Below are 23,143 nucleotides of genomic sequence, written 5' to 3'. Positions count from 1 at the left end.
GGTTAATTTAATGGGCTGACGATGCGAGCATACGCATCCCTGAGGCCCGGTGCAGACGCTTGCTCGCGTGTGCACAAGAGAGCCCGATTAGCCTGAGCCAGTCTGCGACACCGAACCGATAACCAAACGGCAGATGGCTCGACCCCATAACTCGATGACGATGCGGGCGTGCCCATGATTACCCTGAAACTCAATGGAAAAGATCACCAACTGGATGTGATCGAGGACATGCCGCTGCTGTGGGCGATCCGTGACGTGGCCGGTTACAACGGCACCAAGTTCGGCTGCGGCATGGGCTTGTGCGGCGCCTGCACCATTCACATCGACGGTGCCCCCGCACGCAGTTGCATCACGCCGATCGGCTCGGTGAAGGGGCAGAACGTCAGCACCATCGACGCGCTTCACGTCGACCCGGTCGGGCAGGTGGTGCAGAAAGCCTGGCTGGATACCGCGGTGGCGCAGTGCGGTTTCTGCCAGGGCGGGCAGATCATGTCTGCTACGGCCCTGCTCAAGACCAACCCCAACCCCAGCGACGAGCAGATCGAAGAAGCCATGGTCGGCAACCTCTGCCGCTGCGGCACTTATAACCGGATCAAGACCGCGATTCGCCAAGCCTCCACCCACCTGAAGGAGGCCAAGGCATGAGCCACTTGCCCGATGATTTTGTCCTGAGCAATCTCAGCCGTCGTGGCTTCCTGAAAGGTGCGAGCGCCACCGGTGTGCTGGTGCTGGCGGCCACGTGGGGCCTGCCGGATGCCTTTGCCGAGGAAAAGAAATTTGGCGCCGAGGGCATGCCCAACGGCGCGGTCGACGACCCCAAGGTTTACGTGAGCATTGCCGCCGACGGCAGCGTGACGGTGATCTGCAACCGTTCCGAGATGGGCCAGGGTGTGCGCACCAGCCTGAGCATGGTGGTGGCCGACGAACTGGACGCCGACTGGGCGCTGGTCAAGGTCAAGCAGGCACCGGCAGATGAGGCGCGCTTCGGCAACCAGGACACCGACGGCTCGCGCAGCATGCGCCATTGGTACGAGCCGATGCGCCGTTGCGGTGCCGCCGCCCGGACCATGTTGGAACTGGCCGCCGCTGCACAATGGAACGTGCCGGTAGGCGAATGCCGCGCGCAGCTGCACAAAGTGGTGCACCAGCCTTCCGGGCGGGAGCTGGGTTATGGCGCCTTGGCTGCCGCCGCCAGTGCCTTGCCGGTGCCGGCCCGCGAGAGCCTGCGCCTCAAACAGCCTTCGGAATTTCGTTACATCGGCAAGGAGGCGACCCGTGCCATCGACGGCGCGGACATCGTCAACGGTCGCGCAGTCTTCGGTGCCGACGTGCATTTCGACGGCATGCTCTATGCCGTCATCGCGCGTCCGCCGGTCTATGGCGGCAAGGTCAAGAGCGTCGACAGCAGCGCGGCGTTGAAAGTACCGGGCGTGGTCAAGGTGGTGCAGATCGAGGGGCGCCCATTGCCCTCCGAATTCCAACCTCTGGGCGGCGTGGCGGTGGTGGCGAAAAATACCTGGGCAGCGATCAAGGGCCGCGAAGCGCTGAAAATAGAGTGGGACGACGGCCCGAACGTCGGTTACGACTCCATCGCCTACCGCAAGGAACTGGAAGCGGCTGCTCGCAAGCCTGGAAAAGTCTTGCGCAGCACCGGTGATCTCGATGGCGCATTGGCCAAGGCCGATTCGACGTTGGAGGCTTCATATTATCTGCCGCACCTGTCCCAGTCCCCCATGGAGCCGATGGTCGCCGTCGCCCGGTTCGAGGATGGCCACTGCGAAGCCTGGGCGCCGAGCCAGGCACCGCAGGTGACCCGCGAGCGCGTCGCCGAGCGCCTGGGCATCCCTTTCGAGAACGTCACGGTGAACATCACGTTGCTGGGCGGTGGCTTCGGGCGCAAGTCGAAACCCGATTTTGTCGTCGAAGCCGCCGTGCTCGCCAAGGAGTTTCCCGGCCAGGCGGTACGGGTGCAATGGACACGCGAGGACGATATCCATCACTCGTATTTCCACACTGTATCGGCCGAATACCTGAAGGCCAGCCTGAACAAGGACGGATTGCCCTCCGGTTGGCTGCATCGCACCGTGGCTCCGACCATCACCGCGTTGTTCGCGCCGGGCATGACCCACGAAGCACCGTTCGAAGTGGGCATGGGCGTGACCAACATGGCTTACGCCGTTCCCAACATGCGCCTGGAAAATCCCGAGACGGTGGCCCACACCCGGGTGGGCTGGTACCGCTCGGTGTCGAATATTCCCCACGGTTTTGCGATCCAGAGCTTCATCGACGAATTGGCCCACAAGGCCGGCCAGGATCCGCTGAAGTATCACCTCAAGTTGCTGGGGCCGGACCGCAAGATCAATCCGAACAGCCTGAACGACGATTGGAACTACGGCGAATCGCCCGAGCGTTATCCCATCGATACGGCGCGGATCCGTACCGTGCTGGAGACTGCCGCGAAAGCCGCCGGTTGGGGACGTGAATTGCCCAAGGGAAGGGGATTGGGCCTGGCGGTGCATTACAGCTTTGTCACTTACGTCGCGGCGGCGATCGAAGTCGAGGTCAAGGATGACGGCACGGTGATGGTGCACAAGGCCGACATTGCCGTGGATTGTGGGCCACAGATCAACCCCGAGCGCATCCGCTCCCAGTTCGAAGGCGCCTGCGTCATGGGCTTGGGCAACGCGATGGTCGGCGAGATCAGCTTCAAGGACGGCAAGGTCCAGCAGGATAACTTCCACATGTACGAAGTGGCGCGCATGTCCCTGGCGCCCAAGGAAGTGGCGGTGCATCTGGTCACGCCGCCGGGTGAAGTTCCCTTGGGCGGCGTGGGTGAGCCAGGCGTGCCGCCGATCGCGCCGGCGCTGTGCAACGCGATTTTTGCTGCCACCGGCAAGCGTATCCGCGATCTGCCCGTGCGTTATCAGCTGCAAGGCTGGCAACAGGCCAAAGCCTGATGGACAGCGTTGACCTGAATGTCCTGCGCAGCGTGCTGGAGTGGCGCCGCGCCGGGCAGCGCGTGGTGTTGTTCACCGTGGTCCAGACCTGGGGCACCGCGCCACGGCCTCCTGGCGCCATGCTGGCCCTGCGCGAGGATGGCGTGGTAATCGGTTCGGTGTCGGGCGGTTGTGTCGAGGATGACTTGATCGCCCGGCTGCACGACGGCCGAATTCCGGCGGACGGTCCGCCGGTGCAACTGATCACCTATGGCGTCACCCGCGAGGAGGCGGCGCGCTTCGGCCTGCCGTGCGGCGGCACCTTGCGCCTGACGGAAGAGCGAGTGGGCGATCCCCAGTGGATCAGCGACTTGCTGGAGCGTTGCGAGGCCCATGAGATTGTCGCCCGGGAATTGACCATCGCCACCGGTAGCGTGTCGTTGATGCCGGCCAGTAAAAGCGATGCTTTAGTGTTTGATGGCGAGACACTGCGGGCAATTTATGGCCCGCGTTGGCGGCTGCTGTTGATAGGCGCTGGACAGCTGTCCCGTTACGTCGCGGAGATGGCCCGACTGCTGGATTTCGAAGTGCTGATCTGCGATCCGCGCAAGGAATTCGTCTACGGCTGGGAGGAGCAGCACGGCCGCTTCGTGACCGGCATGCCCGACGAAGCGGTGCTGAGCATCCAGACGGATGAGCGCACGGCGATCGTGGCGCTGACCCATGATCCGCGCCTGGACGACATGGCCTTGTTGACCGCCCTCGATTCCAAGGCCTTTTATGTGGGCGCCCTGGGGTCGCGGGTCAACAGCCAGAAACGCCGGGACAACCTGGCTCAGCTAGGCTTGTCGGCACAGGCCATCGAACGGCTGCATGGCCCTATCGGCTTGCACATCGGCAGCCACACACCCGCGGAAATCGCCTTGTCGTTGCTGGCGGAAATCGTTGCCATCAAAAATGGCATCGAACTGCGTCAAAAGAAACCGCTGTAAGCCACAAAGGAGCAGGTTATGACTGGGTCCATTGGCGTGATCATTCTTGCGGCGGGATCGGGTCGCCGTTTCCGTGAGGTTGCCGGTGCCGACAAGGATAAGTTGCTGGCGGATTGCACCGGGCGTGACGGTGCGGTGCGCTCAGTGATCGAACATGTGCTGGTCAATTTACCGTCCTCCCTGGAAAAACGCGTGCTGGTGACCCGCAACGATCGTCCGCAGGCCATTCGCATGGCCCAGGCCTACGGGTGCGATTACGTGGAGCTGGACTCGCCCGGCCTGGGCGACAGCATTGCCGCCGGCGTCCAGGCGTGCCCGGACCTTGACGGCTGGCTGGTCGTGTTGGGCGACATGCCTTTCATTTTGCCGTCGAGCTTCGAACGGGTGGTGGCGGGGATGCGCGAGGAGGGCATCAGCGTGCCGGTGCTTGCCGGGGAGTATGGGCATCCGGTGGGATTTGGTCGCGCGTTGGGTCCGCAACTGATGGCCTTGACTGGTGATCGCGGCGCCAAGGTGCTGTTCGCCGGGGCGCACGTGGTCCAAGTGCCGGTGGACGATGCGGGTGTGACGTGGGATGTCGATGTGCCTGAGGCACTGGTTTTTAGATAACTCACTCGGTCAGATCCACTGAGGCATAAAAAAGCCCCGCCTGGCATCACCAGGCGGGGCTTTTTACTGGGCGGTGGAATCAGGCGTGAGGTTTAGGCTCGTGCTCTTTTTCCAGGGCTTCAGGGTGGTGCGGTGCAACTTCTTCAGCGGACTGCTGAGGTTCGTCGATCGCCGGCTCTGCTGCGGTTTCAGCAACCGGGGCAGGGGCTTCGACGACTTCCACGGCTGGCGCCGGTTCGGCGGCAGGCGCCTGGGCAGCGGCAGCGGCGGCCTGTTCGGCTTCCTTCTGCAGACGCTCGGCTTCACGCTTGCGACGGCGCACTTCACGCGGATCGTTCGGAGCGCGGCCATTCGGAGCCAAGGCGCTGACAGGTGCAGGTGCCTCAACCGGGGCCGGAGCCTCGACAACCGCAGGAACCTCGATCACGGGCGCAGGCTCTTCCACCGGGGCAGCTTCGACCACCGGCTCGATCACTTGCGCTTCGACGGTTTTCACTGGCTCAGGCTCGGCGACTGGCGCTGGCGCCGCGGGTTCTGCGTTCCAGTTGAACGTCGTCTGCTCTTCACGCACAGGCTCGGGTGCAACTTCCTCGGCCGGGGTTTCCTGCGCCACAGCTTCGACGGCAGGTTCGGCGACGGCCACTGGCTGCTCGACGACCGGTGCTGGCTCGGCGGCTTGGGCTTCAGGCTCGGCGTCGGGAACCGGTGCGAGTTCCACTTCTGGCGAAGCGGTGGTTTGCACTGGCGTGGTCGCTTCGACGACTGGCGCTTCAACCGGGGCATCTTCCACCGCAGCGGTGGCGCGTTCAGCCTGCTCGTGTGCCTGGGCTTCGGCCGGGGCGCTGATCGCGCTGCTGGCCACTGCCGCAGTGACGGCCAGGCCTGCGGCCAGATCCGCGCCGCTTGGCGCTTCGGCGTTCTCGGCGGACTCGGACTCTTCCGAACCCTCGATCACGTTGCCATTAGCATCACGTTGACGCTCGCGGCGGTTGCTGCGACGACGCTGGCCACGGGAGCGGCGGCGTGGACGATCGCCTTCGGCGTTGTCCTGGCCGTCTTCCTGCAACTGCTCTTCGCTGTTCAGCACTTCTTCTTCGCTGGCAGCGGCTGCCTCCTCGACGCGTGGTTGACGCTCTTCACGCGGCTGACGCGGTGCGCGTTCTTCGCGAGGCTGGCGGGCCGGGCGCTCTTCAGCCAGTGCGGCGCCAGCGGCGGCGGGTGCGGCATCCAGTGGCTCACGCAGTTCGCGGACACGTTCTTCACGCTCGCCACGCGGCTTGCGGTCTTCACGCGGTGCGCGCGGCTGACGCTCTTCACGTGGTGGGCGCGGTGCGCGCTCTTCACGGGCTACGGTTGGAGTCGCTGGCGTTTCCTCGCGGGCTTCGCGTGGCTGGCGTTCTTCACGCGGCTCACGTGGCGCGCGCTCTTCACGCGGTGCACGTTCTTCGCGCGGCTTGCGCTCTTCGTCGCGACGACCGTTGCGGTTGCGGGTCTGCTGGCGACCATTGCGACGTTCTTCGTTGCGGGCTGGACGCTCGGTGGCGGCAGGCTTGGCGACAACGGCAGGGGTCGCTGGCTCTTCCTTGGTGGCGAACAGGCTGACCAGGGATTTCACCAGGCCCTTGAACAGGCTTGGTTCTGGCACGGCGGCGGGTGCGGCAACCGGGGCGGCGACTTCGCTCGGGATCGGAGCGTTGGCGCGGGCTGGGGCGGTCTTGACCGCCGCTTCCTGGCGAACCAGGGTGCGAGTGGCGGCGGCGGCCGGCTGGACTTCTTCCACTTCGGCGGCGGCAGCGGCGATTTCGTAGCTGGACTGGTTGGTGTGGGCTTCCGGGCTGTCATCGCGCAGGCGCTGCACTTCGAAGTGCGGCGTCTCGAGGTGATCGTTCGGCAGGATGACGATACGGGCACGGGTGCGCAGTTCGATCTTGGTGATCGAGTTGCGTTTTTCGTTGAGCAGGAACGCGGCCACCGGGATCGGCACCTGGGCGCGAACTTCGGCGGTGCGGTCTTTCAGGGCTTCTTCTTCGATCAGGCGCAGGATTGCCAGGGACAGCGATTCAACGTCACGGATGATGCCGGTGCCGTTGCAGCGAGGGCAAACGATGCCGCTGCTTTCACCCAGCGATGGACGCAGGCGCTGACGGGACATTTCCAGCAGGCCGAAACGCGAGATACGACCGACCTGTACGCGGGCGCGGTCGGCTTCCAGGCACTCACGGACCTTCTCTTCCACGGCGCGCTGGTTCTTGGCCGGGGTCATGTCGATGAAATCGATGACGATCAGGCCGCCAATGTCGCGCAGGCGCAACTGACGGGCGATTTCTTCAGCGGCTTCAAGGTTGGTCTGCAGGGCGGTTTCTTCGATGTCGCTGCCTTTGGTGGCGCGCGCCGAGTTGATGTCGATGGACACCAGGGCCTCGGTCGGATCGATGACGATGGAGCCGCCGGACGGCAGTTCGACGACGCGCTGGAAGGCGGTCTCGATCTGGCTTTCGATCTGGAAACGGTTGAACAGCGGAACGCTGTCTTCGTAGAGCTTGATCTTGCTCGCGTACTGCGGCATCACCTGGCGAATGAAAGTCAGGGCTTCGTCCTGGGCTTCGACGCTGTCGATCAGCACTTCGCCGATGTCCTGGCGCAGGTAGTCGCGGATGGCGCGGATGATCACGTTGCTTTCCTGGTAGATCAGGAATGGCGCGGAGCGATCCAGCGAGGCTTCTTTGATGGCGGTCCACAGCTGCAGCAGGTAATCGAGGTCCCACTGCATTTCTTCGCTGCTGCGGCCCAGGCCGGCAGTGCGCACGATCAGGCCCATGTCGGCAGGTGCGACCAGGCCGTTGAGGGCTTCGCGCAGTTCGTTGCGCTCTTCGCCTTCGATGCGGCGGGAGATACCACCGGCACGCGGGTTGTTCGGCATCAGGACCAGGTAACGGCCGGCGAGGCTGATGAAGGTGGTCAGGGCGGCGCCCTTGTTGCCACGTTCTTCTTTTTCGACCTGGACGATGACTTCCTGGCCTTCGCTCAGGACGTCCTTGATGTTGACGCGGCCTTCAGGGGCCTTCTTGAAGTATTCGCGGGAGATTTCTTTGAGGGGCAGGAAGCCGTGGCGCTCGGAGCCGAAATCGACAAAGGCAGCCTCAAGGCTTGGTTCGATGCGAGTAATCCGGCCTTTATAGATGTTGGCCTTCTTCTGCTCGCGTGCACCGGATTCGATATCCAGGTCGTAGAGGCGCTGGCCGTCTACCAGTGCAACACGCAACTCTTCGGGTTGAGTTGCGTTAATCAGCATTCTTTTCATGTAGTACCGTCGGTTTCCGGGCTGCCGGAAACGGCGTTCGGCACACACGACTTCTCACGGTCGGTGTCAGGTGCGTCCTGGCAATGGCGAGGCCATTCCAGTGTCCAGCGAGTTCGGCCCAATGATGGCGAAGTCGCGACGGACGCGTCCTGCTTGCTGGTACTCAAGCACTCAGTCAGGAGGAGGAATCAACCGGCGCCTGTGGACGAGATGAAGCGTCTAAATATAAGCCTAGTGCTACACAGTCCGACGGTTGTACATCTCCACCCTACACGTATCCCTGATAATTCGGGTGCTGCCGCGCGCAGAATCCGCAGCGGGTTGGCATTTACCGTGAGCTCCGAAAGGGGAGGTCACGCATCATGGCTAATTTAGGCGTTGTTTCCGAAGCTCTCGCTCGGGGTCGTCTTCGGCTGACTGCACTTTGTGAACTGGCCGTGAATGTGGCGCGCAATGCGAGTCAAAACTCTGCTTTGCGGCGTATTTCAGGCCTCATGTCACCTGCGCTCGTTGCACCCGTAGACTCTACCGTTACGTAGCAAAAGCCCCGTAGGACGGCCTCTCGTCCTCGTGAATTGCGTTGGTCAGGGCCGGTTTTTGACCGCTAGTCCGCTGTCCAGCCACTTTTGGCGGCGTTCGCGACTATAGCAGCAATGATTAAGTGCTTCAATTCCATAAAAAATTGTTATGATCGCCGCCATGACAACTACTGCCCCTTCGACCCCTGGCGTTCAACTGCTCGAGGTCTCGCCGGAATATGCCGGCCAACGAATCGATAATTTCCTGCTGGCCCGGCTCAAAGGCGTGCCCAAGACCTTGATCTACCGCATCTTGCGCAAAGGCGAAGTGCGGGTGAACAAGGGTCGGATCAAGCCCGAATACAAGCTCCAGGCCGGCGACGTCGTGCGCGTGCCGCCGGTTCGCGTGCCCGAGCGCGATGAGCCGGTACCGCTGGCCCAGGGATTGTTGCAGCGCCTTGAAGCCTCGATCGTCTATGAAGACAAGGCGCTGATCGTGGTCAACAAGCCCGCGGGCATCGCGGTCCACGGCGGCAGCGGCCTGAGCTTCGGGGTGATCGAAGCCTTTCGTCAATTGCGTCCGGATACCAAGGAGCTGGAACTGGTCCATCGCCTGGATCGCGACACCTCCGGTCTGCTGATGATCGCCAAGAAGCGCAGCATGCTGCGGCATCTGCACGAGCAGTTGCGCGGCGATGGCGTCGACAAGCGCTACATGGCGCTGGTGCGTGGTCGTTGGGATACCTCCGTAAAGCAGGTCCGTGCGCCGTTGCTCAAGAGCAATCTGCGTTCGGGCGAGCGCATGGTGGAAGTCAACGAGGAGGGCAAGGAGGCGCTGACCGTGTTCAAGGTGCTCCGGCGCTTCGGCGACTTTGCCACCATGGTCGAAGCCAAGCCGGTCACCGGGCGGACTCACCAGATCCGTGTCCACACCCTGCATGCCGGGCATTGCATCGCCGGTGACAGCAAATACGGCGATGACGATTTCACCAAGGAAATTCGCGACCTGGGCGGCAAGCGCCTGTTTCTGCACGCCTACATGCTGACTGTGCCGCTGCCTGATGGCGGCGAGTTGAAGTTGCAGGCTCCCGTGGATGAAATGTGGGCCAAGACCGTGGAGCGGCTGAGTGCATCCTGACTACAAGCTGTTGATATTCGATTGGGACGGCACTCTGGCGAACTCCATTGGTCGGATCGTGGAGTCCATGCATATCGCGGCTGACCGTACGGGTTTCGCGCGGCGTGACGACTTTGCGGTGAAGGGCATTATCGGCCTCGGGTTGCCAGAGGCGATCCGCAGCCTCTACCCGGACATCGATGACGATGGGTTGGTTATTTTCCGCCAGCATTACGCCGATCACTACATTGCCTTGGAGGCCGAGCCTTCGCCGCTGTTCGATGGCGTGGCGGACACGCTCCAGCTTCTGCGGGGCGAGGGCTATCGCATGGCCGTCGCGACCGGCAAGGCCAGGCGTGGGCTGGATCGGGTATTGAAAGCCCACGGTTGGGACGATTATTTCGACATCACCCGTGCTGCGGATGAAACCGCCAGCAAGCCGCATCCGCTGATGCTTGAGCAAATCCTGGCTCATTGCGGTGTGCAGGCTGGGCAGGCGCTGATGGTGGGGGACTCGTCGTTCGACCTGCAAATGGCGCGTAACGCCGGCATGAGTTCGGTGGCTGTCAGTTACGGCGCGCAGACAATCGAGGCATTGAAGGCTTTTGAGCCATGCCTGGCGATTGACCATTTTCCTGAGTTGCACGCCTGGTTGAGCCGGCGTGCCGATTAAGTTTTGACGGGGATGCATGCATGACGGATGAATGGAAGGCACCGGCCAAGGCAAGCGCCGAGAACGGTGATGATAAAAGCTGGAAGCTGCTGGAAAAGACTCTGCTGGCCAGTGTCCAGGAGCAGCGTCGTTCGCGTCGCTGGGGCATCTTCTTCAAGCTGCTGACGTTTGTTTATCTTTTCGCCGCGCTCATGCTGTTCACACCGCTGATGAGCCTGGAGAAAAGCGCCGCGGGCGGTTCGGCGTATACCGCGCTGATCGACATCGAAGGCATGATCGCCGACAAGGAGCCCGCCAGCGCGGACAACATCGTCGGTAGCCTGCGGGCAGCGTTCGAGGATCCGAAGGTCAAAGGTGTGGTGCTGCGCATCAACAGTCCGGGCGGCAGTCCGGTGCAGTCGGGTTACGTTTACGACGAAATCGTCCGCTTGCGTGGCTTGCACCCGAACATCAAGGTTTACGCGGTCATCGCCGATCTCGGTGCGTCCGGGGCCTATTACATTGCCAGTGCGGCAGACCAGATTTATGCCGACAAGGCCAGTCTGGTGGGTTCCATTGGTGTGACGGCGGCCGGTTATGGTTTTGTCGGAACCATGGAGAAGCTTGGCGTGGAGCGCCGGGTCTATACCTCTGGCGAGCATAAATCCTTCCTTGATCCGTTCCAGCCGCAAAAGCCTGAAGAAACCGCGTTCTGGCAGGGTGTGCTGGATACGACTCACAAGCAATTCATCGCCAGCGTCAAGAAAGGCCGGGGCGAGCGCCTGAAGGACAAAGAACATCCGGAGTTGTTCTCCGGTCTGGTCTGGTCGGGGGAGCAGGCGTTGCCGCTGGGCTTGATCGATGGCTTGGGCAGTGCCAGTTTCGTGGCTCGGGACGTGATCGGCGAGAAAGAGCTGGTGGATTTCACTATCGAAGAGTCGCCGTTCGATCGTTTCTCGAAAAAACTGGGTGCGAGCATTGCCGAGCATCTGGCGATGTGGATGGGCTTCCAAGGCCCGGCGTTGCGCTGATTTCTACCGAGGGTTGATGCCATCCAGTGTGGCTCAGGGGATCTGCACACCCTCGGCCAGCAACATATCCACAAGGCGAATCAGCGGCAGGCCGATCAGGCTGGTGGCGTCTGGCCCTTCAGTGCTCTTGAACAGGCTCACGCCCAGCCCCTCGGCCTTGAAGCTGCCGGCGCAGTCGTACGGCTGCTCCGCTCGCAGGTAGCGCTCGACGCGTGCCTGGTCAAGTGTCCGCATCGTCACGGTAAACGGAACGCAATCGACCTGGCAGGTGCCTGTCTGGCTGTTGAGCAGCGCCAGGCCCGTCAGGAACGTCACGCGGGCGCCGCTGGCGGCCAGTAGTTGGTCACGGGCGTTTTCGAAGGTATGGGGCTTGCCCAGGATGCGCTCGCCGAGTACGGCGACCTGGTCTGATCCGATGATCAGGTGCGCCGGATGGCTGCCGGCTAGCGCCAAGGCTTTTTCCCGGGCCAGGCGTTTTACCAGTTCGAGCGCGGATTCATCGGGGCGGCGGCTTTCGTCGATGTCCGGTGAGCTGCAGACGAACGGCAGCCCCAGGCGGGCGAGCAATTCTCGGCGGTAGACCGAGCTTGAGGCAAGTAATAAAGGCAGCATGGGTGTCTCCAGGAGGCAGGAGCGAATTCTAGCGAGGCGCGCAAGTGACGGACAGGGCTGAATTTCCTTTGACATGGCCCGGTGCATCCCTATAATGCTGCGCCTATGTTGAATGACCCGATTCCACCTCACGTTGACCCGCGCAAATTGGCTGACCGTGGCACCACCCTTCAAGGTGAACTGCTGCTGGCCGATTTGAAGAGACTCTGCGACCCGCTTTCCGACAATGTCGGTACGGTCCAGGCCAAATTCGTTTTTGAACGAGATGAACGTAAATCTGTGGTCATCCACAGCTTTATCGACACTGAAGTCAAAATGGTTTGCCAGCGTTGTCTTGAGCTGGTCACCCTGCCGATCCACAGCGAGTGCAGTTACGCCGTGGTGAAGGAGGGTGCGAATACCCAGTCGTTGCCGAAAGGTTATGACGTGCTGGAACTGGGCGAAGATCCATTGGATCTGCAGTCACTGATCGAGGAGGAGCTTCTGCTCGCCTTGCCCATTGTGCCTGCTCATCATCCGGAAGAATGCCAGCAGCCGGCGGGAGCAGGTGAGCCCGAACCGAGCGAGGACGAGGTAACGCGGTCCAACCCGTTCAGTGTATTGGCGCAGTTAAAGCGTGACCCAAACGTTTAGGAGTTAATCAATTATGGCTGTTCAGCAGAACAAAAAATCCCGCTCTGCCCGTGACATGCGCCGTTCGCACGACGCTCTCGAGGCTAGCACCCTGTCTGTAGAAAAAACCACCGGTGAAGTTCACCTGCGTCACCACGTATCGCCAGAAGGCGTATATCGTGGCCGTAAAGTGATCGACAAGGGCGCCGACGAGTAATCACTTGTCCGCTCAAGTCATCGCGATTGACGCAATGGGCGGGGACTTCGGTCCCCGCAGCATTGTCCAGGCCAGCCTTGCTTGCCTGAACGCCATGCCCTCGCTACACCTGACCCTCGTCGGTCAACCCTCTCTCCTTGAAGAAATGCTCAGCGGCCAATCGGCTGCGGATCGCGCGCGCCTATCGATTGCGCCTGCGTCCGAAGTCATCACGATGGACGAAAAGCCGGCCCAGGCCCTGCGTGGCAAGCCTGACGCTTCGATGCGGGTGGCTCTTGAGTTGTTGCGAGACGGTAAAGTCCAAGCGTGTGTCAGCGCGGGTAACACCGGTGCGCTGATGGCGCTGTCGCGCTACGTACTCAAGACCCTGCCGGGTATCGATCGCCCGGCGATGGTGGCTGCGATCCCGACCCAGCGCGGCTTCTGCCAGTTGCTGGACCTGGGCGCCAACGTCGATTGCAGCGCCGAGCACCTGTTGCAGTTTGCCGTGATGGGCTCGGTTGCGGCGCAGACCCTTGGCATCGCCCGGCCTCGCGTGGCGCTGCTCAATATCGGCACCGAAGACATCAAGGGCAACCAGCAGGTCAAGCTGGCGGCAACGTTGTTGCAGGGCGCGAGCGGAATCAACTACATCGGTTTCATCGAGGGCGACGGCTTGTACCGTGGCGAGGCCGATGTTGTGGTTTGCGACGGCTTTGTCGGCAATATCCTGCTCAAGTCCAGTGAAGGCCTGGCAACCATGATCGGCCAGCGCATTGAAGCCCTGTTCAAACAGAATCTGGCCTCGCGGGTCGTTGGCGCCCTGGCCCTGCCGTTGATGCGGCGACTGCAAGCGGACCTGGCCCCGGCGCGGCACAACGGGGCGAGTTTTCTCGGGTTGCAGGGCATCGTGATCAAGAGTCACGGTTCGGCGGGCGTGCAGGGGTTCCAAAGTGCTATCAATCGGGCGGTGATCGAGATCCAGGAGAACCTGCCGGAACGTCTTCATGGTCGCCTCGAAGATTTGTTAACTTAGGCGTTTTCGTCCGACAATGCTTAAATGTGACCGGTCGGTTCAACCCGCCATCCAACTGTCAGTTTCCTAGCGCCCCCAGGGGCGTCAATTTTTGACGACAAGAACATTAGGGGCTTTGCTTTCATGTCTGCTTCCCTCGCATTCGTCTTTCCAGGACAGGGCTCGCAGTCCCTCGGCATGCTGGCCGAGCTGGGCGCGCAATACCCGCTGGTCCTTGAAACATTCAAAGAAGCGTCCGATGCACTCGGCTACGACTTGTGGGCACTGACCCAGCAGGGGCCGGAAGAGCAACTCAATCAAACCGATAAAACCCAGCCAGCCATCCTCACCGCCTCGATCGCCTTGTGGCGCTTGTGGCTGGCTGAAGGCGGCGCGCGCCCGGCATTTGTCGCCGGTCACAGCCTGGGCGAATACAGCGCCCTCGTGGCCGCTGGCAGCCTGAGCCTGGGCGCCGCGGTGAAATTGGTGGAGCGTCGCGGCCAGTTGATGCAAGAAGCCGTTCCGGCCGGGCAGGGCGGCATGGCCGCGATCCTGGGGCTGGAAGACGCTGATGTGCTCGCTGCCTGTGCCGAAGCGGCGCAAGGCGAAGTGGTCAGCGCGGTGAACTTCAACTCCCCGGGCCAAGTTGTCATCGCCGGTGCCAAGGCCGCTGTCGAGCGCGCCATCGAGGGCTGCAAGGCCCGTGGTGCCAAGCGCGCCATGCCCTTGCCGGTCAGCGTGCCATCGCACTGCGAACTGATGCGTCCAGCCGCCGAGCGCTTTGCCGAATCCATCGCCGCCATCGACTGGCAGGCCCCGCAGATTCCGGTGGTGCAGAATGTCAGCGCCAACGTGGCGCCGGATCTCGAGACCCTCAAGCGTGATCTGCTGGAACAACTCTACAAGCCGGTTCGCTGGGTCGAATCGGTACAGACCCTGGCAGCCAAGGGCGCGACCGAACTGGTCGAATGCGGTCCTGGCAAAGTGCTGGCAGGCCTGAACAAACGCTGCGCCGAAGGCGTGTCGACTTCCAACCTCAACACCCCAGACGCCTTCGCTGCCGCCCGTGCAGCGCAGGCCTGAACAGGAGAAGCTTGCATGAGTCTGCAAGGTAAAGTTGCACTGGTGACCGGTGCAAGCCGTGGCATCGGCCAGGCCATCGCCCTGGAACTGGGTCGTCAAGGCGCCATCGTCATCGGCACCGCGACTTCCGCTTCGGGCGCCGAGCGTATCGCCGCGACCCTGAAGGAAAACGACATCCAGGGCACCGGCCTTGAGCTGAACGTCACCAGCGACGAATCCGTTGCGGCGGTGCTGGCGAGCATTCAGGCGCAGTTCGGCGCGCCGGCGATCCTGGTCAATAATGCCGGTATCACCCGCGATAACCTGATGATGCGCATGAAAGATGACGAATGGTTCGATGTGATCGATACCAACCTGAACAGTCTGTACCGGCTGTCCAAGGGCGTTCTGCGCGGCATGACCAAGGCGCGTTGGGGTCGAATTATCAGTATCGGCTCGGTTGTGGGTGCCATGGGCAACGCAGGCCAAGTAAACTATGCTGCGGCGAAGGCCGGCCTGGAAGGTTTCAGTCGTGCGCTGGCGCGTGAAGTGGGTTCGCGCTCGATTACGGTAAACTCGGTTGCACCGGGTTTCATCGACACCGACATGACCCGTGAACTGCCAGAAGCACAGCGTGAAGCCTTGTTGACGCAGATTCCGCTGGGTCGTCTGGGGCAAGCTCAAGAAATCGCGTCGGTGGTCGCTTTTCTTGCTTCGGACGGTGCGGCATACGTGACTGGGGCTACAATCCCGGTAAACGGCGGGATGTACATGAGTTAAATGTGACGGATTGCTTCAAAAAAATGTCATACGAGCTGTCTAAAATCCGTTATAAAGCTGCAATCTATTTATAGGCGGCGGGCCCCAGGGTTCGAGGAGTGAAGCTTTCAGTTGAAAAACTGAAAAGTCTTTCTATACACTTACCCACCGGCCAGCTGCCTGAATTTGTCCATTAGGAGTGAAAACAAGGTATGAGCACCATCGAAGAGCGCGTCAAGAAAATCGTTGCCGAGCAACTGGGCGTTAAAGAAGAAGAAGTTGTGAACACCGCTTCCTTCGTTGAAGACCTGGGTGCCGACTCCCTTGACACTGTTGAGCTGGTGATGGCTCTGGAAGAGGAATTCGAGACCGAGATTCCTGACGAAGAAGCTGAGAAGATCACTACTGTACAAGCTGCTATCGACTACGTTACCAGCCACCAGGCGTAATCGTTTTTAGTCGTCGCTAGCTGTCATGGAAAAACCGCACTGCCATTTCGGCGTGCGGTTTTTTCTTTAGGCCTGATGCAAAGTCGTCATTAGAAAAAGGAGAGTGCTGTGTCGCGTAGACGCGTCGTAGTCACCGGTATGGGTATGTTGTCGCCACTGGGCACGGATGTGCCGAGCAGCTGGCAAGGCATTCTGGCTGGCCGCAGTGGCATTGGTCTGATCGAACACACCGACCTTTCTGCCTATTCCACCCGTTTTGGCGGCTCGGTGAAGGGCTTCAATGTCGAGGAATACCTGTCGGTCAAGGAAGCTCGAAAGCTTGACCTGTTCATTCAATACGGCTTGGCAGCCGGATTCCAGGCGGTGCGCAATGCCGGGCTGGAAGTCACCGACGCCAACCGTGAGCGCATCGGCGTGGCCATGGGTTCGGGTATTGGCGGCTTGACCAATATCGAAGAAACCAGCCGCACGCTGCATGATTCGGGGCCGCGACGGATTTCTCCGTTCTTCGTGCCGGGCTCGATCATCAATATGATTTCCGGTTTCCTGTCCATCCACCTGGGTGCACAAGGGCCTAACTACGCCATTGCCACAGCGTGTACCACGGGTACCCACTGCATCGGCATGGCCGCGCGCAACATCATGTACGACGAAGCTGACGTGATGATCGCTGGCGGCGCCGAAATGGCCGCTTGCGGCCTGGGCATGGGCGGTTTCGGCGCGTCCCGTGCGCTGTCGACCCGCAACGATGAGCCGGCCCGCGCCAGTCGTCCATGGGACAAGGGCCGCGATGGCTTCGTGTTGTCGGACGGTGCCGGTGCGCTGGTTCTCGAAGAGCTGGAGCACGCCAAGGCGCGCGGCGCGACCATCTATGCCGAACTGATCGGATTTGGCACCAGCGGCGATGCGTATCACATGACGTCGCCGCCGGCCGATGGTGCCGGTGCTGCCCGTTGCATCACCAACGCCCTGCGGGATGCGAAGCTCAACGGCGAACAGGTGCAGTACATCAACGCCCATGGCACTTCGACCCCGGCCGGCGACTTGGCCGAAGCCCAGGCGATCAAGACTGTGTTCGGCGACCACGCCTACAAGCTGGCTGTCAGCTCTACCAAGTCAATGACCGGTCACCTGCTGGGTGCGGCAGGGGCAGTGGAAGCGATCTTCAGCGTGCTGGCGATCAATAGCCAGGTGGCGCCGCCGACCATCAACCTCGATGAGCCAGACGAGGGTTGCGACTTGGACTTCGTGCCGCATACGGCCCGTAGCATGGACATCGATGTGGTGTTGTCCAACTCCTTCGGCTTCGGCGGAACCAACGGCTCGCTGGTGTTCCGCCGGTTCGCCGGTTGATGGAAAGCTGGGTCGACGGTCAGACGGCTGACGTCCTGTCGCTGAAAGATCGCGGCCTGGCTTACGGCGATGGTGTGTTCGAAACCATCGCTGTGCGTGACGGCAAGCTCGTTTTGCTGGAGCGTCACTTGCAACGCCTCGCGCTGGGGTGCCAACGGTTGGCATTCAATCTCGACTGGACCTTACTGAACGACGAGCTGCAAGCCTATGCGCAACAGCTTGGCGAAGGCGTGATGAAACTCATCGTGACCCGAGGCGACAGTCAGCGGGGCTATGCCGCGAGCCCCTTGGCCCAGGCTCGACGCATTTTGCAAGGCAGCCCACCGGCCGCCTATCCGGCGGCCCATGTCGAGCAAGGTATTCAGCTGTTTCCCTGCGCAACACGCCTGTGCGAACAACCTTTGCTCGCCGGCCTCAAGCATCTCAATCGCCTTGAGCAGGTGCTGGCCCGGGCCGAGTGGAGCGACACCGAGCATGCCGAAGGCTTGATGCTCGACACGTCCGGTCGGGTGATCGAAGGCGTCTTCAGCAACCTGTTCCTGGTGCGTGATGGCGTATTGTTCACGGCGGACCTTAGCCGTTGTGGTGTGGCCGGTGTGATGCGCGCGGAATTATTGTTTCAAGCCAAGTCCCAGGGCATCGCCACGCAAATCACCGATATCCGCCTCGAACAGCTGCACCAGGCCGACGAAGTCTTTGTCTGCAACAGCGTGTACGGCGTGTGGCCGGTACGCGGATGCGGTTCGACGCGCTGGTCGGTTGGCCCGCTCACCCGTAAACTGCAGTCCCTTGCCCGTACGCTATTGGATGCTTGATTCGTGAGACGTAAATTCTTGTTGCTGCTAGAGACCGGACTGGTTCTGGCGGGGCTGTTGTTGGGCGCTTCGGCCTGGAAAATTCATTCAGCTTTGCAGCAGCCGTTGAACATCGCCCAGGAAGAACTGCTCGACGTGCCCAACGGGACCACGCCGACCGGCACCTTCAATCGTCTCGAAGCTGATGGCCTGATAAAGGATGCATTCTGGTTGCGGGTCTATTGGCGTTTCAATCTCGCCGGCCAGCCGTTGCATTCCGGTGAATACCGGATGACGCCGGGGATGACCATGGAAGGCCTGATCGGTGTCTGGAAGCGCGGCGAAGTGGTGCAGTACAGCGTGACGCTGGTAGAGGGGTGGAACTTCCGTCAGGTTCGCGCTGCGCTGGCCAAGGCTGAAAAGCTCGAGCAAACCGTTGCCGGCCTGAGCGACAGCCAGGTGATGGAGCGTCTTGGCCATTCCGGGGTATTTCCCGAGGGCCGGTTCTTTCCGGATACCTATCGATTCGTGCGCGGTATGTCGGACGTCGACCTGCTGAAAAAAGCCTACGATCGGCTCGAAGACGTGCTTGCCAAAGAGTGGGCGCAACGCGCCGCCGACGTCCCTTACACCCAGCCCTACCAAGCGCTGATCATGGCCTCCCTGATTGAAAAGGAAACCGGCGTGCCCCAGGAGCGCGGCCAGATTGCCGGAGTATTCGTGCGCCGCCTGCGCCTTGGCATGCTGTTGCAGACCGATCCCACCGTGATCTATGGCTTGGGGGAGCGCTACACCGGTAAGCTCACCCGGGCCCATTTGAAAGAACCGAATCCCTACAACACGTACCTCGTTCCAGGCTTGCCGCCAACGCCCATTGCGATGGTCGGGCGCGAGGCGATTCATGCGGCATTGAACCCGGCCGACGGCAACAGCCTTTACTTTGTCGCGCGCGGCGATGGCAGCCACGTCTTTTCCGATGACCTGGAGACGCACAATAACGCGGTGCGCGAATATCAGCTCAAGCGCCGTGCCGACTATCGCTCCAGCCCGGCTCCAGCTGCGCCGGAAGATTCAGCGCCGATTCCCGCCGCATCGCCTGATACCGCGCCCGAAGCCGTGCCTCAGGTGCCGCCGCAGGAACCTGCCCCTGAACCGAACGCCAGCGAGCCGCCGAGCCCGCAATGACACTGAATTAAGGATCGCCCGTGACTGGCTTGTTTATAACGCTGGAAGGCCCCGAAGGCGCCGGCAAGAGCACCAACCGCGAATACCTGGCCGAACGCCTGCGGGCATCGGGCGTCGAGGTCGTGTTGACGCGTGAGCCGGGCGGTACGCCGTTGGCCGAGCGGATTCGCGAGGTCCTGCTGGCACCTGCCGACGAAGTCATGAACGCCGATACGGAACTGCTGTTGGTGTTCGCAGCCCGGGCACAGCACCTGGCGGAAGTGATTCGCCCGGCGCTGGCCCGTGGTGCCGTTGTGCTGTGTGATCGGTTTACCGATTCGACCTACGCGTACCAGGGCGGAGGCCGAGGCTTGTCACTTGAACGTATCGCTGCGCTGGAGTCTTTCGTCCAGGGCGACCTGCGACCTGACCTGACCCTGGTTTTCGACCTGCCGGTGGAAATCGGCCTGGCCCGCGCCAGTGCTCGCGGTCGCCTGGATCGCTTCGAGCTTGAAGGACAGGCGTTCTTCAATGCCGTGCGCAATGCTTTCCTGGGCCGCGCCAAGGCCGATCCTGCGCGTTACTTGTTGATCGACGCCGCTCAGCCGCTGACGCAAGTCCAGCAGTCATTGGACAGCTTGCTGCCGCGTTTGCTGGAGCGTACCCGTGGCTGAAGCCTATCCCTGGCAGGACGGCCTGTGGCAACAGTTGGCCGGTCGTTCGCAACACGCCCATGCCTATCTGTTGCACGGCCCGGCCGGTATCGGCAAGCGAGCCCTTGCCGAGCGCCTGATGGCCAGCTTGTTGTGCCAGGCTCCGACGGCCTTGAACGCCTGCGGTGAATGCAAGTCGTGCATGCTGCTCAGGGCCGGCAGTCATCCTGACAACTATGTGCTGGAGCCGGAAGAGGCGGACAAGGCGATCAAGGTCGACCAGGTCCGCGACCTGGTCAGTTTCGTGGTCCAGACCGCGCAGATGGGCGGGCGCAAAGTGGTGTTGATCGAGCCGGTCGAGTCGATGAACATCAACGCCGCGAACGCGCTGCTCAAGAGCCTCGAAGAGCCTTCCGGCGATACGGTGCTGTTGCTGGTCAGCCACCAGCCTAGCCGTCTGCTGCCAACCATCAAGAGCCGTTGCGTGCAGCAGGCCTGTCCGTTGCCCAGCGAGGCGATCAGCCTGCAATGGCTGGGCCAGGCGTTGCCTGAGAGCACCGATGAAGAACGTGTCGAACTGCTGACCCTGGCCGCCGGTTCACCGCTTGCCGCCGTCAGCCTCCAGGCCCAGGGCGTGCGCGAGCAGCGGGCGCTGGTGGTGGACGGCGTGAAGAAACTGCTCAAGCAGCAACAATCTCCGACGCAACTGGCCGAGGGGTGGAACGCCATTCCCTTGCTGCTGTTGTTTGATTGGTTCTGCGACTGGTCGAGCCTGGTCCTGCGTTATCAGCTCACCGAGGACGAGGCAGGCCTGGGGCTGGCAGACATGCGCAAGGTGATCCAATACCTGGCGCAAAAAAGCAGCCAGGACAAAATCTTGAACATTCAGGACTGGATCCTTGCCCAACGTCAGAAGGTGCTGAGCAAGGCCAACCTCAATCGCGTGTTGCTGCTGGAGGCACTGTTGGTGCAATGGGCGAGTTTGCCTGGTCGTAACTGACAGAGAGCGCCTAGACTCAGCTCAATTGCAGCGGAGATCAGCATGAACGAACCTGTCAGTCCCGGGCCACGCAATGGCATCTTGTCCCTGACCATCAAGGACAAGTCGGTGCTTTACGCCGCCTACATGCCCTTCATCAAGAACGGCGGCCTGTTCATTCCCACCAACAAGAATTATCGCTTGGGCGATGAGGTGTTCATGCTGTTGAGCCTGATGGACGAGCCGGAGAAAATCCCGGTTGCCGGCAAGGTGATCTGGATGACGCCCAAAGGCGCCCAGGGCAATCGGGCCGCTGGCGTCGGCGTGCAATTCAATGAAGGCGACAACTCCGCCCGCAGTCAGATCGAAACCCACCTGGCCGGAACCCTCAAGTCCGACCGTCCCACCCATACGATGTAGCCTGGCCTCTTATGCTTGTAGACTCTCATTGCCACCTCGATCGCCTCGACCTTGTCGCCCATGGCGGCTCCCTGGACGCTGCGCTGGATGCCGCACGCCAACGGGGCGTCGGCCACTTCCTGTGCATTGGCGTCAGCGCCGACAATGCGGCCGACGTCAAAGTCCTGGCTGAACGTTACGAAGACGTCGATTGCTCAGTCGGTATCCACCCGCTGGATGTTCAGCCCGGTGCTGCGCCGGCCCTGGACTGGCTGCTGCGTGAGCTGGACCATCCCCGGGTGGTCGCCATCGGCGAGACCGGCCTCGACTATCACTACGAGCCGGAGGCCGCCGACGTTCAGCAGGCTTCGTTCCGTCTACACTTGGAGGCCGCGCAACAGACGGGCAAGCCAGTGATCATTCATACCCGCGGTGCCCGGGCCGATACCTTGGCCCTGTTGCAAGAGGCGGCGTTGCCCCAGGCCGGCGTGCTGCATTGTTTCACCGAGGACTGGGACATGGCCAAGGCCGCGCTGGACATGGGTTATTACATTTCCCTGTCCGGGATTGTCACGTTTCGCAATGCCGATGCCCTGCGCGATGTTGCAAGCAAGGTGCCGGCCGATCGCTTGCTGGTGGAAACGGACTCGCCTTACCTGGCTCCGATACCGTATCGCGGCAAGCCGAACCTTCCGCAATACGTACGGGAGGTGGCGGAGTTCCTGGCGATGTTGCGCGGCGAGTCCTACGAGCGGTTCGCCCAGCAGACCACGGAGAATTTCAAGCGGCTGTTTCCCTTGGCCCATGTCCGTTCGGTGCGGGCTTGAATCGCAGGCAAAAAAAACCCGGGTTCTGGGGGGTGAATCCGGGTTAAGACCATTAGGAGTAAAACAAAGGCACGCGGTCCGTTGGTACCTTTATCGGCGCGTCACTTGGGGGAGATGTCGCGCCGACAGTTCAAGTATTGATCACTATGGCGACGCGTCCAGTTTGGCCGCTTTGGTTTTTAAACAAATTTGGAATACGTTCGCTTCGGATAGGTTCTCACCGTTACCCAAGCCTGCCAGTACGGTGCGGGTGGTGGCGTACATGGGGGAGTCGGGTTCGCACGGTTTTTAGAAGAACTGCCGCCAAGAGCGGATGATCCGTGCATTTTTGCGTAAGTTAGGCATAATACCCGGCTTCGAATTTTGACCCTTCAGACCTTTTTTCTTATGCATAAAGAACCCCGTAAGGTCCGTGAGTTTCGTCGCCGCGAGCAGGAAATTCTCGACACCGCGCTCAAGTTGTTCCTCGACCAGGGCGAAGACAGCGTCACCGTCGAGATGATTGCGGATGCCGTGGGTATCGGCAAAGGCACGATTTATAAGCACTTCAAATCCAAGGCGGAGATTTACCTGCGCTTGATGCTCGATTACGAGCGCGATTTGAACGAGCTGTTGCATTCGGCCGATGTGGACAAAGACAAGGAGGCCCTGTCCCGGGCCTACTTCGAGTTCCGCATGCGTGACCCCCAACGTTACCGTTTGTTCGACCGTCTCGAAGAGAAAGTGGTCAAGGGCAACCAGGTGCCGGAAATGGTCGAGGAACTGCACAAGATCCGTGCCTCGAATTTCGAACGCCTGACCCTGCTGATCAAGGGCCGGATCAGCGAAGGCAAGCTCGAAGACGTGCCGCCTTATTTCCACTACTGCGCTGCTTGGGCATTGGTGCACGGCGCGGTGGCGCTGTATCACTCGCCGTTCTGGAGCAATGTGTTGGAAGATCAGGAAGGTTTCTTCCAGTTCCTGATGGATATCGGCGTGCGCATGGGCAACAAGCGCAAGCGCGATACGGATACACCGAACAGTTGAGGCATTCAGCTGTTTAATTGCGCCATGTCCGCTTACATGGCGTGGCGCCCCAGGAATATACTCGGGCTGGGGTCTTGCGGAAATTTG

At 61.4% G+C, this 23,143-nt stretch carries 23 protein-coding genes; 21 read left to right on the top strand and 2 right to left on the bottom strand.

Annotation, left to right across the window (positions count from 1 at the left end; translation table 11 throughout):
* Positions 1–174: 174 nt before the first annotated feature.
* The 4 genes from HU762_RS22795 to HU762_RS22780 are packed head-to-tail and all read left to right on the top strand — an operon-like array spanning position 175 to position 4,537.
* Positions 175–645: a (2Fe-2S)-binding protein gene (locus tag HU762_RS22795; protein WP_186640823.1), complete on the top strand. Its 471-nt coding sequence runs from the start codon at positions 175–177 to the stop codon at positions 643–645.
* Complete coding sequence (locus HU762_RS22790) at positions 642–2,957, top strand: xanthine dehydrogenase family protein molybdopterin-binding subunit (protein ID WP_186640821.1); 2,316 nt, start codon at positions 642–644, stop codon at positions 2,955–2,957. Before HU762_RS22795 ends, HU762_RS22790 begins: the two co-directional genes overlap by 4 nt.
* Complete coding sequence (locus HU762_RS22785; protein WP_186640819.1) at positions 2,957–3,928, top strand: XdhC family protein; 972 nt, start codon at positions 2,957–2,959, stop codon at positions 3,926–3,928. Before HU762_RS22790 ends, HU762_RS22785 begins: the two co-directional genes overlap by 1 nt.
* Positions 3,929–3,946: 18 nt before the next feature.
* On the top strand, positions 3,947–4,537 hold the full coding sequence (locus HU762_RS22780; RefSeq protein WP_186640817.1) for a nucleotidyltransferase family protein: 591 nt from the start codon (positions 3,947–3,949) through the stop codon (positions 4,535–4,537).
* A 79-nt stretch (positions 4,538–4,616) separates the two neighbouring features.
* Here the strand turns inward: HU762_RS22780 and rne are convergent, their stop codons facing one another.
* Positions 4,617–7,838 carry a ribonuclease E gene (gene rne / locus HU762_RS22775; RefSeq protein WP_186640815.1) on the bottom strand — a complete coding sequence of 1,074 codons (3,222 nt, stop codon included), beginning with the start codon at positions 7,836–7,838 and terminating at the stop codon, positions 4,617–4,619.
* Between the two features lie 699 nt (positions 7,839–8,537).
* On the opposite strand from rne, the gene rluC reads away from it, so the two are divergent.
* Genes rluC through HU762_RS22760 form a run of 3 tightly spaced genes read left to right on the top strand, consistent with a single transcriptional unit; the run spans position 8,538 to position 11,156 of the window.
* Positions 8,538–9,494 carry a 23S rRNA pseudouridine(955/2504/2580) synthase RluC gene (rluC, locus tag HU762_RS22770; protein WP_186640813.1) on the top strand — a complete coding sequence of 319 codons (957 nt, stop codon included), beginning with the start codon at positions 8,538–8,540 and terminating at the stop codon, positions 9,492–9,494.
* A complete protein-coding gene (locus tag HU762_RS22765) occupies positions 9,484–10,146 on the top strand; it encodes an HAD-IIIA family hydrolase (protein WP_186640811.1) in 663 nt (220 codons plus the stop codon). Before rluC ends, HU762_RS22765 begins: the two co-directional genes overlap by 11 nt.
* 20 nt (positions 10,147–10,166) lie before the next feature.
* On the top strand, positions 10,167–11,156 hold the full coding sequence (locus HU762_RS22760; protein ID WP_186640810.1) for a S49 family peptidase: 990 nt from the start codon (positions 10,167–10,169) through the stop codon (positions 11,154–11,156).
* A 33-nt stretch (positions 11,157–11,189) separates the two neighbouring features.
* Here HU762_RS22760 and HU762_RS22755 read toward each other — a convergent pair whose 3' ends face one another.
* Entirely contained in the window at positions 11,190–11,768 is a 579-nt protein-coding gene (locus HU762_RS22755; protein WP_186640809.1) for a nucleoside triphosphate pyrophosphatase, read from the bottom strand.
* A 105-nt stretch (positions 11,769–11,873) separates the two neighbouring features.
* Between HU762_RS22755 and HU762_RS22750 the strand changes: the two genes are divergently transcribed.
* From HU762_RS22750 to HU762_RS22685, 14 genes are all read left to right on the top strand, one after another.
* Positions 11,874–12,401: a YceD family protein gene (locus tag HU762_RS22750; protein ID WP_186640808.1), complete on the top strand. Its 528-nt coding sequence runs from the start codon at positions 11,874–11,876 to the stop codon at positions 12,399–12,401.
* A gap of 13 nt (positions 12,402–12,414) precedes the next feature.
* Positions 12,415–12,597, top strand: a complete 183-nt coding sequence (gene rpmF / locus HU762_RS22745) for a 50S ribosomal protein L32 (RefSeq protein WP_003179396.1) — start codon at positions 12,415–12,417, stop codon at positions 12,595–12,597.
* A gap of 4 nt (positions 12,598–12,601) precedes the next feature.
* Entirely contained in the window at positions 12,602–13,612 is a 1,011-nt protein-coding gene (gene plsX / locus HU762_RS22740) for a phosphate acyltransferase PlsX (RefSeq protein WP_186640807.1), read from the top strand.
* A gap of 123 nt (positions 13,613–13,735) precedes the next feature.
* Positions 13,736–14,674 carry an ACP S-malonyltransferase gene (fabD, locus tag HU762_RS22735; RefSeq protein ID WP_186640806.1) on the top strand — a complete coding sequence of 313 codons (939 nt, stop codon included), beginning with the start codon at positions 13,736–13,738 and terminating at the stop codon, positions 14,672–14,674.
* 15 nt (positions 14,675–14,689) lie between these two features.
* Complete coding sequence (fabG, locus tag HU762_RS22730; protein WP_186640805.1) at positions 14,690–15,433, top strand: 3-oxoacyl-ACP reductase FabG; 744 nt, start codon at positions 14,690–14,692, stop codon at positions 15,431–15,433.
* Positions 15,434–15,624: 191 nt separating this feature from the next.
* The gene (acpP, locus tag HU762_RS22725; protein WP_003175607.1) at positions 15,625–15,861 is read left to right on the top strand and encodes an acyl carrier protein; all 237 of its coding nucleotides are present in this window, start codon (positions 15,625–15,627) and stop codon (positions 15,859–15,861) included.
* Between the two features lie 108 nt (positions 15,862–15,969).
* On the top strand, positions 15,970–17,214 hold the full coding sequence (gene fabF / locus HU762_RS22720) for a beta-ketoacyl-ACP synthase II (RefSeq protein WP_186611518.1): 1,245 nt from the start codon (positions 15,970–15,972) through the stop codon (positions 17,212–17,214).
* Positions 17,214–18,029: an aminodeoxychorismate lyase gene (gene pabC, locus HU762_RS22715; protein WP_186640804.1), complete on the top strand. Its 816-nt coding sequence runs from the start codon at positions 17,214–17,216 to the stop codon at positions 18,027–18,029. Before fabF ends, pabC begins: the two co-directional genes overlap by 1 nt.
* Before the next feature lie 3 nt (positions 18,030–18,032).
* Positions 18,033–19,193 carry an endolytic transglycosylase MltG gene (gene mltG, locus HU762_RS22710; RefSeq protein ID WP_346656879.1) on the top strand — a complete coding sequence of 387 codons (1,161 nt, stop codon included), beginning with the start codon at positions 18,033–18,035 and terminating at the stop codon, positions 19,191–19,193.
* 20 nt (positions 19,194–19,213) lie between these two features.
* Positions 19,214–19,846, top strand: coding sequence for a dTMP kinase (tmk, locus tag HU762_RS22705; RefSeq protein WP_186611515.1), 633 nt, complete (start codon positions 19,214–19,216; stop codon positions 19,844–19,846).
* Positions 19,839–20,825 carry a DNA polymerase III subunit delta' gene (locus HU762_RS22700; protein WP_186640802.1) on the top strand — a complete coding sequence of 329 codons (987 nt, stop codon included), beginning with the start codon at positions 19,839–19,841 and terminating at the stop codon, positions 20,823–20,825. Before tmk ends, HU762_RS22700 begins: the two co-directional genes overlap by 8 nt.
* Positions 20,826–20,867: 42 nt before the next feature.
* Positions 20,868–21,224 (top strand): PilZ domain-containing protein, encoded by a 357-nt coding sequence (locus tag HU762_RS22695; protein ID WP_186640799.1) that lies wholly within the window; start codon positions 20,868–20,870, stop codon positions 21,222–21,224.
* 11 nt (positions 21,225–21,235) lie between these two features.
* The gene (locus tag HU762_RS22690; RefSeq protein WP_186640797.1) at positions 21,236–22,030 is read left to right on the top strand and encodes a TatD family hydrolase; all 795 of its coding nucleotides are present in this window, start codon (positions 21,236–21,238) and stop codon (positions 22,028–22,030) included.
* Positions 22,031–22,417: 387 nt separating this feature from the next.
* Complete coding sequence (locus HU762_RS22685) at positions 22,418–23,056, top strand: TetR/AcrR family transcriptional regulator (protein WP_186640795.1); 639 nt, start codon at positions 22,418–22,420, stop codon at positions 23,054–23,056.
* Positions 23,057–23,143 lie beyond the last annotated feature (87 nt).

Source organism: Pseudomonas sp. SWRI92, from assembly GCF_014268685.1.
GTDB classification, from domain to species: Bacteria; Pseudomonadota; Gammaproteobacteria; order Pseudomonadales; family Pseudomonadaceae; genus Aquipseudomonas; species Aquipseudomonas marvdashtae.
The sequence above is the reverse complement of the archived record's forward strand: the minus strand, read 5'-3'. Positions and strand labels throughout refer to the sequence as shown.

Excerpts from the sequence above, each read along its gene's own strand:
- HU762_RS22795 (WP_186640823.1), top strand. The coding sequence starts at position 175 with ATGATTACCCTGAAACTCAATGGAAAAGATCACCAACTGGATGTGATC.
- HU762_RS22790 (WP_186640821.1), top strand. The coding sequence starts at position 642 with ATGAGCCACTTGCCCGATGATTTTGTCCTGAGCAATCTCAGCCGTCGT.
- HU762_RS22785 (WP_186640819.1), top strand. The coding sequence starts at position 2,957 with ATGGACAGCGTTGACCTGAATGTCCTGCGCAGCGTGCTGGAGTGGCGC.
- HU762_RS22780 (WP_186640817.1), top strand. The coding sequence starts at position 3,947 with ATGACTGGGTCCATTGGCGTGATCATTCTTGCGGCGGGATCGGGTCGC.
- rne (WP_186640815.1), bottom strand. The coding sequence starts at position 7,838 with ATGAAAAGAATGCTGATTAACGCAACTCAACCCGAAGAGTTGCGTGTT.
- rluC (WP_186640813.1), top strand. The coding sequence starts at position 8,538 with ATGACAACTACTGCCCCTTCGACCCCTGGCGTTCAACTGCTCGAGGTC.
- HU762_RS22760 (WP_186640810.1), top strand. The coding sequence starts at position 10,167 with ATGACGGATGAATGGAAGGCACCGGCCAAGGCAAGCGCCGAGAACGGT.
- HU762_RS22755 (WP_186640809.1), bottom strand. The coding sequence starts at position 11,768 with ATGCTGCCTTTATTACTTGCCTCAAGCTCGGTCTACCGCCGAGAATTG.
- HU762_RS22750 (WP_186640808.1), top strand. The coding sequence starts at position 11,874 with ATGTTGAATGACCCGATTCCACCTCACGTTGACCCGCGCAAATTGGCT.
- rpmF (WP_003179396.1), top strand. The coding sequence starts at position 12,415 with ATGGCTGTTCAGCAGAACAAAAAATCCCGCTCTGCCCGTGACATGCGC.
- fabD (WP_186640806.1), top strand. The coding sequence starts at position 13,736 with ATGTCTGCTTCCCTCGCATTCGTCTTTCCAGGACAGGGCTCGCAGTCC.
- fabG (WP_186640805.1), top strand. The coding sequence starts at position 14,690 with ATGAGTCTGCAAGGTAAAGTTGCACTGGTGACCGGTGCAAGCCGTGGC.
- acpP (WP_003175607.1), top strand. The coding sequence starts at position 15,625 with ATGAGCACCATCGAAGAGCGCGTCAAGAAAATCGTTGCCGAGCAACTG.
- pabC (WP_186640804.1), top strand. The coding sequence starts at position 17,214 with ATGGAAAGCTGGGTCGACGGTCAGACGGCTGACGTCCTGTCGCTGAAA.
- HU762_RS22695 (WP_186640799.1), top strand. The coding sequence starts at position 20,868 with ATGAACGAACCTGTCAGTCCCGGGCCACGCAATGGCATCTTGTCCCTG.
- HU762_RS22690 (WP_186640797.1), top strand. The coding sequence starts at position 21,236 with ATGCTTGTAGACTCTCATTGCCACCTCGATCGCCTCGACCTTGTCGCC.
- HU762_RS22685 (WP_186640795.1), top strand. The coding sequence starts at position 22,418 with ATGCATAAAGAACCCCGTAAGGTCCGTGAGTTTCGTCGCCGCGAGCAG.